The following is an 11425-nucleotide window of genomic DNA, read 5'->3' on the forward strand; positions in this document are numbered from 1 at the left end:
AAACATGGGCTGGTGCAGGCACAGCGCGACAACCGATACGATGCGATTGGCTGGGTGGTTTCGCTGCTGTCGGGGTTTCAGTGGTCTCCTGACACTCCGTATCGTTGCCCGACCTGTGGCTCACTGACCGCGAAGGTGCCTTGTGGACCTGCGAGTTCAACACGTTGAGGTCGGGGCGTGGGGTATGCGATCTGCACAGTCGGTGATACACGTTATCGCGCGCAGTACGCCCCTCTCACCACGAATAACCTGATGCTCGAACTGATCTTGGCTTTGATGAACGAGCCGACGTACCAAGACAAGGACGTGACAGACTTAGTATGCCCGTCATTTTTTTCTGCCGCACTCTCAGAACTATATCAAGCGCTGGAGGGCCGAGCACCGCAGCTCGAAGTGTACTACAATGTGCAGGATGGATATCAAATTTTAAGCGTCGAACGGCACCGCCCGCTCGCTCTCTACACTGACGAGTTGCGCATACTGATTTCGACCTCTGACGCATCGTGCCAAGCTCTCGTGTTCCGGAAAACCCTCTAGGTTTTGCCCCTCACGCGCAGGCGAGCCATGGGCGCGATGCTTTGTGAGCCCCGACGCCGCTCGCACTCCGTAAGGCAGAGCTTCAGATAAGATTCGACCTGCTCAATTTGCGCTGGCTTGAAATCGATGTGGTTGCGAAGCGGGCCTTCTGGCCCGGCGGAAGCCGGTCACGTCCGACCCTGCCAATCCATCTTAGCGCGGGCCGCTCATAGATGAAGTGATAAGCCACCCCGCTGCCGAAGGAGGCCGCGAGGCTCAATGCCATTGCCAATCGCCAGCTGTCCGACACCAGGCCAACTCCACGCGAGACAATCGAGATGAGCGGCTTGTGAGATAAATGGCGTAGGAGGCATCGCCCAGCACGACAAACCAGGCAGCGACGGGCAGTCGGCCGGCGCCGCACCCGCCCGGAACGTCCGGCCGCGCTCCCATGCCTGCCACAGAGAACGATCGCGACGCTTCCACCCGCCCCCGCGTTCTGATATCGCTCAAACCAGAGCGATGATCTTCCTCATCGCCGGGGAGTGGCGATGGCGGGGCAGAGGAGCAGGCTTCAGGAGGATGTGCGGTTCCGCGTGCTGCGGCTCCTGCACGACAATCCCGAGCTGTCGCAGCGCGAGCTGGCCGAGGCCGTCGGCATCAGCAATGGCAGCGCGCATTACCTGCTCTCGGCACTCGTCGACAAGGGCTTGATCAAGCTCGGCAATTTCACCGCCGCCGCCGACAAGCGGCGATACGCCTATATCCTCACCCCGCACGGCATCGCCGAGAAAGCCGCCATCACCCGCCGCTTCCTCGAGCGCAAGCTGCGCGAATACGAGGCGGTCAAGGCCGAGATCGAGGCGCTCCGCGGCGAGCTCGACGATACGGCCCCGGCCCGCGACCGGTCGGGAGCCTGAGCCCCATGGCCGTGAGCGAAATCGCCCGCACGCCCGCGACGAGTGCCACAAGGCCCGCGACACCGGCACGCGAGGGCCTGATCGACGCCCTGCGCCGGCTCTTCCGCCATCTCTCGGCCCGCCGGCGCACGCAGCTGGCGCTGCTGTTCGGGCTGATGCTCGTGGGCGCCGTCGCCGAGCTCGTCACCATCGGCGCGGTGCTGCCCTTTCTTGCGCTCATTGCCGATCCGGGGCGCACGGCGGACATTCCGCTCATCGGCCCCTGGCTCACACGGATGGGCTGGCAGGGCGAGGGGCTGCTCGTTCCGGTGGCGATCGTTTTCGCCATGGTGGCGCTCGCGGCGGGCGGCATCCGCCTGCTGCTGGCCTGGGCGAGCCAGAAATTCGTTTACCGCCTCGGGCATGATCTGGGGGTGGAGGTCTACCGCCGCACCCTCTACCAGCCCTATGCCTACCACATCGCCCGCAATTCGAGCGCGCTGATCGCCGACATCAACAAGGTGCAGCTGGTGGTGGGCGGCATCCTGTTGCCGCTGATGCATGCGGTCACCTCCGCCATCATCGCGCTCTTTATTCTCATGGGGCTGATCGCGATCGATCCCTTCGTGGCGCTGGTGGCGGGCGCGGGGTTCGGCGCGCTGTATCTGGGCATTTCGATCGTGTCGCGCCGCTGGCTCCGGGCCAATGGCAAGGTGATCGCGGCGGCCCAGTCCCAGCGCATACAGACGGTGCAGGAGGGGCTGGGCGGCATACGCGATGTGCTGCTCGATCAGGCCCAGCCGGTCTATGTGCAGAAATTCTCCGCCGTCGACACCGCCTTCCGCGATGCGCAGACGGCCAATGCCTTCCTCGGCGCCGCGCCGCGCTATGTCATCGAGGCGACGGGCATGGTGCTCATCGCCGGGCTTGCGGTGATCCTGACGCAGGGCGAAGGCGGCTTTGCCGCGGCCCTGCCGGTGCTGGGCGCCCTGGCGCTGGGGGCGGTGCGCATGCTGCCGCTCCTGCAGCTGATCTATAATGGCTGGACGCAGGTGATGGGCAATTACCACAACCTCGCCGATGTGCTCACCGTGCTCGAACAGCCCATGCCCGCCCTTTCCGCGCAGGGCGAGGCGCGCCCCGCCCCCCTGCCCTTTGTGCGCGAGATCGTGCTCGACGGGGTGGGCTTTGCCTATGCGCCCGATGCGCCCAAAGTGCTCGATGGCCTGTCGCTCACCATTCCGCGCGGCGCGCGAGTGGGCATTGTGGGCAAGACGGGCAGCGGCAAATCCACCCTGATGGATCTGTTGATGGGGCTGCTCGAGCCCACCAGCGGGCAGATCCGCGTCGATGACATCCCGCTCGATCGTAATACCATGGGGCGCTGGCAGGCCCGCATCGCCCATGTGCCGCAGGCCATCTATCTCTCCGATAGCTCGATTGCCGAAAACATCGCCTTCGGCGTGCCCTTGGCCGAGATCGATCGCCCCCGCCTGCGCGAGGCGGCCCGCAAGGCCGCCATCGCCGAGTTCATAGAAGCCCTGCCCCAGGGCTACGAGACCTTCGTGGGCGAGCGCGGCGTAAGGCTATCGGGCGGCCAGCGCCAGCGTATTGGCATTGCTCGTGCGCTTTACCGCAAGGCGGATGTGCTGGTCTTCGACGAAGCCACCAGCGCCCTCGACACGGAGACGGAGGCTGCGGTTATGAAAGCGATTGAGAGGTTCGACGACGAGCTGACCATCCTCATAATTGCTCACAGAGCGTCTACACTCTATTTCTGCAATAACGTAGTCTCTTTTGAAAAAATATGAGATACTTTCAGATGGTATCACTGATCCCTATCAATATAGGCCGAGCCCTCAGACGAGGCTTCGACTATATTCAGAATCGCCCTAGCACCACGCCGAATTACGGGATATGCGCTGGATATAGACACAGAAATAATAATAAGTATTTTGACGACATTCAAAACGAAGACGAGTTTCAGAATGAGGTATATGATAAAGCGAAATCGCTTCTTATAGAACTCGGTGGAAATTCTGTCATAGATATTGGTTGCGGTTCTGGCTTCAAACTTCTGAAATTTTTCAGTGATTTCCAAACTATTGGCATTGACCTTCCTCCGACGGTCAACAAACTTATTGAAATGCACCCTGAACGCGACTGGCGCTCATACTCCTTTAAGGAACGCCCCGCACTGAAGTGCGATGTTTTAATATGCGCCGACGTTATTGAACATATACCTGACCCCACAGATTTAATTTCCTTTATTTTGAGCATTGAATTTAAAACGGCTGTGATATCGACTCCCGAACGGGACTTGGTCTATGGCCGGCCTCATAACGGACCACCAAATAATTATGCACACTGCCGCGAGTGGAATATGCACGAACTCACCATTTTTCTTGCCGAATACTTCACCGTAGACAGTATTTATATATCAAATTTTGCTCAAGCGACGCAGGCTGCTATTCTCCGGAAGCGACAATAGTCGCCAACGTGCTGTCAGGGAGGTTAAATCGGTGGGTTTCCCTAAAATATTTGTACTGTCATTATCTAGATCTGCTGATAGGCGAGCTGCAATCAGCGACCAATTTTCGTCTTGCAAATTCGAGTTTTTCGATGCTGTCGATGGCTATGCATTGACAGACACGGATATAAATAAATACTTTGATACAATTCATATAAGTCGCTTCGAGTCATATATGACTCCAGGCGCATTTGGCTGCGCCCTTAGTCATGCCTTTATATACAAAAGAATTGTTAACTCTGGATTGCCTGGAGCATTTATATTTGAAGATGATGTGATCGTTGATCAAGATACCCTTGATAGACTTCCGCAGATTGAGCAGTATTGCCTTGATAGCGATATCGATGTTTTAATGCTGTTCTTCTTGAACCTAAAAGTGACAAATTTAACAGGTCCTCGTGGATCTAGTTATCCATCAAGTATTATTTACAGCCCTAGCAGCATAGACGATATACCGCTGTCTACAGTTGCTTATTATATTTCACGAAGCGCAAGCGATAAATTGACTTCCGGCCTTTTTCCAATCAAACGCGGCGCTGACGCTTGGAAAGATTTTTTCAAATTGAAGCTAATAGATAATATATACGTTGCCTACCCCTGCATAGTCGGACATAGCGATCGAAAGGGAGAAATTGATTATGCAGCGACTAGCCGCCTAGGCCATGCCATTTCCCGCTTCGCCCGTTTTTGTGATAGACACAATATACCGATATTAAATCCGATTTTTCGGTCTCGTAGGAGGCGACGGATGGAGCATATGAGTCAAGTGAATATCGTCGCTCCTTCCGTAACGAGGGAGGTTTAAAATATGCGACCAACAATATTGGTAATCTCAATTCAAGGCTGGTCGGACATGTGGGTTAGCAAACACTGGATAGCCACAGCCCTCACAGAATATGGTGACGTTTACTTCTTAGAGCCGTTTAAGGGTGCCTTTTTAAAAGGGAGAGGCGGGAGACTTCGTGAATTCTTATTTGGACCATCGTTGAGGAGGGAAGGTAAAGTAAATGTACTTTCGGTGACGTCTTTGCCGGGATATTATAAAGGCACGGGCTGGTATAGGGCGCTATCCCGCTTGATGATGAGCCGTCAAATCGCCAATTTGAAACACCTCCTTGGTAATAAATCATATATACTAACGTTTGATGGCCGCAGCTTGCCTTTAATCAAGGCAGTCGCTCCTGACGGACCAGTCATATATTACGCCATTGATGCTATGAATCCTAAGAACGAAGATCCATGGTATACGGAGGCCGCCCTTATTGACGCATCTGACGCCGTGCTCACAACCAGCATCCGCCACAAAAACAGACTGCTCTCAACTTCGACGCGGAGAGATTTTATTGTTCTGCCGCACGGAGTCGATTTCTCCCTTGCCAGCGATGCTGTTCCTAGCACTCGTCGCGACACATTATATGATGCCGTTATAGGATATACCGGCTCTATACACGACGAGTACGTTGACTTCAATATCATTAGGCAAGCTGCCCTAGCACGCCCTAGGTGGAACTTTGTTTTCATTGGACCCGCATACCGAAACCCATTGTCAGTAGGCGCAACTGATCAAATCAAACTTATTAGTGATCTTCCTAACGTTCAAATGCTAGGGGCGAAGCCTTATCAGTCTCTGCCTAGCTATATAGCAGACTTTAATGTCTGCATTATGCCCTACAAGCTTTCTGTTGATAACGAGCCCTTCAAAACATTGAACTATTTTGCGCAGGGGAAGCCTGTGGTTTCGGCGGATGTGGTCGGAGTTTCTGATTACAAGGAGTTGCTTTACACATATAGAGATGCCGAAGGATTTATAAGTTCTATTGAGAGGGCACTAGCTGAGCCGAGGGCACTTGGCGAAGCTCGCGTAAAATACGCGGAAGATCGCGACTTTCGAGTCCTAACTTCAAAGTTGGTGGATCTTTTCGCCGAATTGAGCGGTCAAAGTGGAGGCAGTAGGCCATAGTTACTTCGGTGTATTTGACCCGCAATGGCCTCCTCGAACCCCTCGGCAAAAGCCAGGTGCTCGCCTATCTGCGCGGTCTGGCGCAGCAGCAGCGCATCATTCTCATCACGCGCGAAAAGCCTGAGGATTGGGCCGATGCCGCTGCCATGGCCACCGCCCGCGCCCAGTGCAGCGCCCATAACATAGACTGGCGCCCCCGCCCCTTTCGCGCCCGCCCGCGGCTTGTCGCCCCCGCGCTCGACATGCTGGGCATGGGCTGGCAGGGGCTTGGCGCCGTGCTGTGGGGCAAGGCGCGGCTCATCCACGCCCGCTCCTATATCCCCGCCGCCATCGCGCTAGTTCTCAACCGCCTCACCGGAACCCCGTTCATCTTCGATATGCGCGCCCTCTGGCCCGAGGAGCTGATCACCGCCGGCCGCCTGCGCCGGGGCTCGCTGCTCCATCGCGCCATCGCCTTCATCGAGCGGGCCTGCATCAGGCACGCCGCCGCCACCGTCTCGCTCACCGAGGCTGCGGCCGAGCATCTGCACCGCCTCTACCCGCGCGAGCTTGCCGGGCGGCGCCTCATCGTCATCCCCACATGCGCCGATCTCTCGCGCTTCGTCCCGGCCACGATCCCGCCGTCCGGCCGCGTCATCGGCTGCCTTGGCACGGTGCTCAGCGGCTGGTTCCGCATCGATTGGCTCGCCGCCTTCATTCGCGCAGCCGCCGCGCGCGACCCTTCCCTCACCTTCATGCTCACCACGCGCGATGATCCGGCAGCGGTGCGCGCCGCCCTCGCCCTGCCGCCCGAACTCGCCGCCCGCGTCTCCATCGCCCCCGCCAATCCGGCCGAAATCCCCGCCATCCTCCACCAGCAGTTGGCCTCGGTGATGTTCTATGCCGGCGGTGAGGTGTCCGAGCTTGGCCGCTCCCCCACCCGCATGGCCGAAATTCTCGGCTGCGGCCTGCCGGTGCTCGCCAATGCCGGGGTGGGTGATGTGGCCCGCATCATCGCCGCCCATCGCGTCGGCGTCATCGCCGAAGGCTCATCGCCCCAGCAGATGGCCGAAGCCTGCGACGCGCTCCTCGCCCTTCTCGCCGATCCCGATCTCGCCCGCCGCTGCCGCACTGCGGCCGAGGAGATCTTCTCGCTCGAAGCCGGCACCGCTGCGTACCGCGCGATTTACGCCGCGATTCTCGCCCCTGAAACGGATGTCCACACGACTTCACGTGATTCCACGCGAATGGAGCGTGAGTGATGTGTGGTCTTGCAGGATTTTACGATCCTGCGGGGGGCACAGAGAGTGCCTTTCGCACCCGTATCGAGGCCATGATACACACTCTGGCCCACCGGGGACCCGACGGCCAAGGCATTTGGATCGATGAGAAAATCGCCCTCGGCCACCGGCGCCTCGCCATCCTCGATCTCTCCGAGGCCGGCGCCCAGCCCATGGCCTCCCCCGACGGTCGTTTTATTATCATCTTCAACGGAGAAATCTATAATCATCTTGATCTCCGCCGCGAACTTGCTTCCGAAGATGCCGTGCAAGACTGGCGCGGCCACTCCGATACCGAGACGCTTCTGGCCGGCATCGCCCATTGGGGGCTGGACGATACCCTGCGCCGCGCCGCGGGCATGTTCGCGCTAGCCCTCTGGGACAGAGGGGAAAACCGCCTCTCCCTCGCCCGCGACCGCATCGGCGAAAAGCCGCTCTACTGGGGCTGGGCTGGCCGCGCTCTGGTCTTCGGTTCCGAACTTAAAGCCCTGCGGCGCCATCCGAATTTCCCCCGCGACATCTGCCGCCAAGCATTGGCACAGTATCTCCGCTTCGCCTATGTCCCCGCCCCCCGCAGCATTCATCCCGGCATCTATAAACTCGAGCCCGGCTGCATTCTTACTGTAGAAGGACCAATACCTACCGCCGCTCCCGAGTCTCCCCTACGACCCGACCAAGTCTACGGGTCCATCTCCATCCGACGATACTGGTCATTGGGCGATACGATCGAGCGCGGAGCACACTCACGCTTCGCAACTGAACAAGAAGCACTTGCAGCTGTTGAATACAGCCTCCGTCAAGCTGTCGCCCGACAAACAATTTCCGACGTTCCACTCGGCGCTTTCCTCTCAGGCGGCATCGACAGCTCGCTCATCGTTTCCCTCATGCAGGCGCAGTCATCACGCCCGGTTCGGACCTTCACCATCGGCTTCGACAATCCGGCTTACAACGAAGCGCCGTTCGCCGCCGCCGTCGCGCGTCACCTAGGCACAGATCACACCGAACTCACGGTTACAGAGGCCGAGGCACGCGACGTCATCCCCCTCCTACCCGAGATGTATGACGAGCCTTTCGCCGATTCCTCCCAACTTCCGACCCACCTGGTCTGCAAAGCCGCCCGCACAGCCGTTACAGTAGCACTGTCCGGGGATGCCGGGGATGAGTTGTTCGGGGGCTATAATCGATACTTCTGGGGACCGCGCATCTGGCAGCGGCTGGACTGGATGCCCCACGCGATGCGGCGGCGCTTGGGCCACTCCATTGCCGCAATCCCCGTTGCTGCATGGGACAAGATCGGCGCGCTGACTGGCGGCCATGTGTCGAGGACCGGTGACAAGGCGCACAAACTGGCATTCCGCATGCGCACGGTTCAAACGATGGACGACCTCTATCGCAGCCTCGTTTCCGAATGGCCTGGGAAATATATGGTGATCGGGCTGCACGAGGAGAGCGACACGACACTCGACGATCCTCTGCCGTCCACACTCGCCGATGATGCCGCCGGGCGCATGATGGCGCAGGATATGCGCTCCTATCTGCCCGATGACATCCTCTGCAAGGTTGATCGGGCCGCGATGGCTGTGAGCCTCGAGACGCGCGTTCCCTTTCTCGATCCGGACGTCCTCGCCGTATCGGCCCGCCTGCCGCCACACATGAAGATCCGCGATGGACAGGGCAAATGGGCGCTGAGGCAGATCCTTTATCGGCACGTGCCACGCGAGCTGATCGAGCGCCCCAAGACCGGGTTCGGCATTCCGGTGGGTGACTGGCTGCGCGGACCGCTGCGGGATTGGGCCGAGGATCTCCTGTCCGAAGAGGGTCTTAGACGCGAGGGCCTCATCGATCCCGCGCCCGTACGACAGGCCTGGGCGGAGCACCTCTCCGGTCGACGAGACTGGACGCATCGCATATGGATCATCTTGATGTTCCAGGCCTGGATGATGGCCCAGCGAAGAGGCGTTGCGCTTCCAGCATGATCATGGTTCTCATGCAGACACTCGGACCGAACGGCACTGCGGTGCCGCAGGGCGTCCCTGCAAATCGCCGGGCCCTCGCGGCCAATCCGCGGCACACATGAAAATCGCGCTTCTCACGCGATATGGCGATCTGGCGGCGAGCACCCGTCAGCGCTTCCAGCAATATCGTCCGTATCTGGAAGCCAGCGACTTCGAACTCGTTTCGCGCCCCCTGCTGGATGATACCTATCTCGAGCGGCTCTACACGGGCGGTCGCCGCAGCGCCGCGCAACTGGCACGCCGTTATGTTGATCGCGTCCTCTGGCTTTTGTCGCGTCCTGACGTCGATCTGATCTGGCTCAACTACGACCTCTTTCCGTTCATGCCAGGCCTCTTCGAGAGCCTCGCGCGCATTCCGGGGAAACCCATCGTCTTCGACTATGACGATGCCATCTTCCACAATTACGACCTTCATTCGAAACGGCTGGTGCGGCGCGTGCTGGGCAAAAAGCTGCACAGCACCATTGGCGGCGCCGAGCTGGTGCTCGCGGGCAATGCCTACCTTGCCGACTATGCGCGGCCGCTCAACGCCCGTGTTGAAATCGTCCCGACCGTGGTTGATGCCTGGGTGTATCGCCCTGCCCCGCCGGCAAATAACGCCGAGACCGCTCCGCGCGTCGGCTGGATCGGAACGCCCAGCACGTGGTCGGAATATCTGGTCAAACTGATGCCCGCCTTGATGCCGACCCTAGAACAGGCGGATGCACATTTGGCGGTGATGGGGGCCGGGCGCGACGCGGTTGCACAGCCCAGGCTCGATATCGAACCCTGGAGCGAAGCGGCAGAGGTGCCATTCCTTCAAAGCCTCGATATCGGCATCATGCCGCTGACCGATACGCCGTGGGCCCGGGGAAAATGCGGCTACAAGCTGATCCAGTACATGGCTTGCGGACTGCCGGTCGTTGCTTCACCCGTCGGGGTGAATTCCGAAATCGTCGAGCACGGCGTCAACGGCTTTCTGGCGAGGACTGATGACGAGTGGCGCGAGGCCCTGACAACACTCCTTCACGACCCCGCCCTTCGTCACCGCATGGGCGCAGCCGGCCGCCGAAAAGTCGAAGAACAGTATTCCCTGCAAGTCTGGGGGCCGCGTGTCGCGAGCCTGTTGCTCGATGCAGCCAGCCGGTGCCGTCACACATGAGACGGCGGCTAGCTCGTCTTGCCGGACGTCGTCATGGCGTTGGTGTGCGGCCGGGCTGAACCATCCGACCGCACAGCCTTGATCAGTTGGTCTGGCTCTTGACGAGGTCAAGAATGCCCGTGTCCGTGACGATCGCAGTCCAGCCCTCGCGGGCATTGCGCATGCGCTCGCCCAGGGCTTCGGCATCGAGATAGACCGGGTCGGACCCCAGTTCACGGATCGCTGCCAGAACCTCCTCGTCGGCCATCGCTTCGGCGAAGGCCCCCTCGAGCTTGGCAACCACCTCGGGAGCCATGCCCTTGGGCCCTGAGACGGCCGTCCAGGAGGTGATTTCGGCGGTATAGCCCAGCTCCAGAGCCGTCGGGATCTGGCCGATCAACGCGTCGTCGCTGCGCTCTTCGGCGAACAGGACAAGACCGCGCAGTTCACCGGCCGCAATCTGCTCCTTGTAGTCGACCGGGCTACCGGCGGCGGCCGAGACATGCCCGCCCAGAAGCGCCGTCATCAGGGTTGCGCCGCCATCGAAGACGACATGCGGCATCTCCACGCCGGCCTCGAGGGCAACCTGTGCCGGCCCGAGATGGGAGGAATTGCCGACGCCCGTGATGCCATATTTGATGGCGCCGGGGTTGGCCTTGGCATCGGCGAGGAGATCTTCAAGGGTCTGCCAGTCCGAGCTCGCCTGCACGGCGAGGATCGGAGCCGTCTGCGCGAACTGGGCGATCGGGGTCAACTCGTCGACATAGTCGTAACGCGCGGCGCCATAGATCGGCTGAAGCGCCGCCGAGCTGGTGGTCATGCCGATCGTGTAGCCATCCGGCTCCGCCCCAACCAGCTCGTTGAGCCCGATCATCGTGCCGGCGCCGGGCTTGTTCTCGATAACGATGGGCTGGCCAAGAGCCGCCTCGGCCTTGGCGATGACGATGCGCGCGATGAGGTCGGTGCTGCCGCCGGGCCCGAACGGCACGATCATCGTGATCGGGCGCTCGGGGTAGGTTTGAGCGGCGACGGGCGTCACCGCCGCAGCACTGGCCAGCAGCGCGGCGATCAGCACGGTCCTGCGTGAAGGCTTGAATGTCATGGTCTTCTCCCTTTTGTCGTTTGA

General features: G+C 59.8%; 10 protein-coding genes. 9 read left to right on the top strand and 1 reads right to left on the bottom strand.

Annotated elements, in window-relative coordinates:
- Positions 1–252: 252 nt before the first annotated feature.
- From BT183_RS15365 to BT183_RS15405, 9 genes are all read left to right on the top strand, one after another.
- Positions 253–537: a hypothetical protein gene (locus BT183_RS15365; protein WP_072345154.1), complete on the top strand. Its 285-nt coding sequence runs from the start codon at positions 253–255 to the stop codon at positions 535–537.
- Between the two features lie 530 nt (positions 538–1067).
- Complete coding sequence (locus BT183_RS15370; RefSeq protein WP_072345156.1) at positions 1068–1436, top strand: MarR family EPS-associated transcriptional regulator; 369 nt, start codon at positions 1068–1070, stop codon at positions 1434–1436.
- A gap of 5 nt (positions 1437–1441) precedes the next feature.
- Positions 1442–3226, top strand: a complete 1785-nt coding sequence (locus tag BT183_RS15375; protein WP_244545357.1) for an ABC transporter ATP-binding protein — start codon at positions 1442–1444, stop codon at positions 3224–3226.
- A gap of 11 nt (positions 3227–3237) precedes the next feature.
- Positions 3238–3906, top strand: a complete 669-nt coding sequence (locus BT183_RS15380) for a methyltransferase domain-containing protein (RefSeq protein WP_177282583.1) — start codon at positions 3238–3240, stop codon at positions 3904–3906.
- Positions 3907–3937: 31 nt separating this feature from the next.
- Positions 3938–4750: a glycosyltransferase family 25 protein gene (locus BT183_RS15385; RefSeq protein WP_072345160.1), complete on the top strand. Its 813-nt coding sequence runs from the start codon at positions 3938–3940 to the stop codon at positions 4748–4750.
- Between the two features lie 3 nt (positions 4751–4753).
- Positions 4754–5905 carry a glycosyltransferase gene (locus BT183_RS20280; protein WP_084603597.1) on the top strand — a complete coding sequence of 384 codons (1152 nt, stop codon included), beginning with the start codon at positions 4754–4756 and terminating at the stop codon, positions 5903–5905.
- An 8-nt stretch (positions 5906–5913) separates the two neighbouring features.
- A complete protein-coding gene (locus tag BT183_RS15395) occupies positions 5914–7146 on the top strand; it encodes a glycosyltransferase (protein ID WP_244545358.1) in 1233 nt (410 codons plus the stop codon).
- The gene (asnB, locus tag BT183_RS15400; protein WP_072345166.1) at positions 7146–9140 is read left to right on the top strand and encodes an asparagine synthase (glutamine-hydrolyzing); all 1995 of its coding nucleotides are present in this window, start codon (positions 7146–7148) and stop codon (positions 9138–9140) included. The genes BT183_RS15395 and asnB overlap by 1 nt, the downstream gene beginning before the upstream one ends.
- A gap of 97 nt (positions 9141–9237) precedes the next feature.
- Positions 9238–10320: a glycosyltransferase family 4 protein gene (locus BT183_RS15405; protein ID WP_072345167.1), complete on the top strand. Its 1083-nt coding sequence runs from the start codon at positions 9238–9240 to the stop codon at positions 10318–10320.
- Between the two features lie 82 nt (positions 10321–10402).
- Here BT183_RS15405 and BT183_RS15410 read toward each other — a convergent pair whose 3' ends face one another.
- Positions 10403–11401 carry a Bug family tripartite tricarboxylate transporter substrate binding protein gene (locus tag BT183_RS15410; RefSeq protein WP_177282584.1) on the bottom strand — a complete coding sequence of 333 codons (999 nt, stop codon included), beginning with the start codon at positions 11399–11401 and terminating at the stop codon, positions 10403–10405.
- Positions 11402–11425: the final 24 nt, after the last annotated feature.

The sequence above is a fragment of the Devosia enhydra genome (genome assembly GCF_900119845.1).
In the GTDB taxonomy this organism is placed as follows: Bacteria; Pseudomonadota; Alphaproteobacteria; order Rhizobiales; family Devosiaceae; genus FPKU01.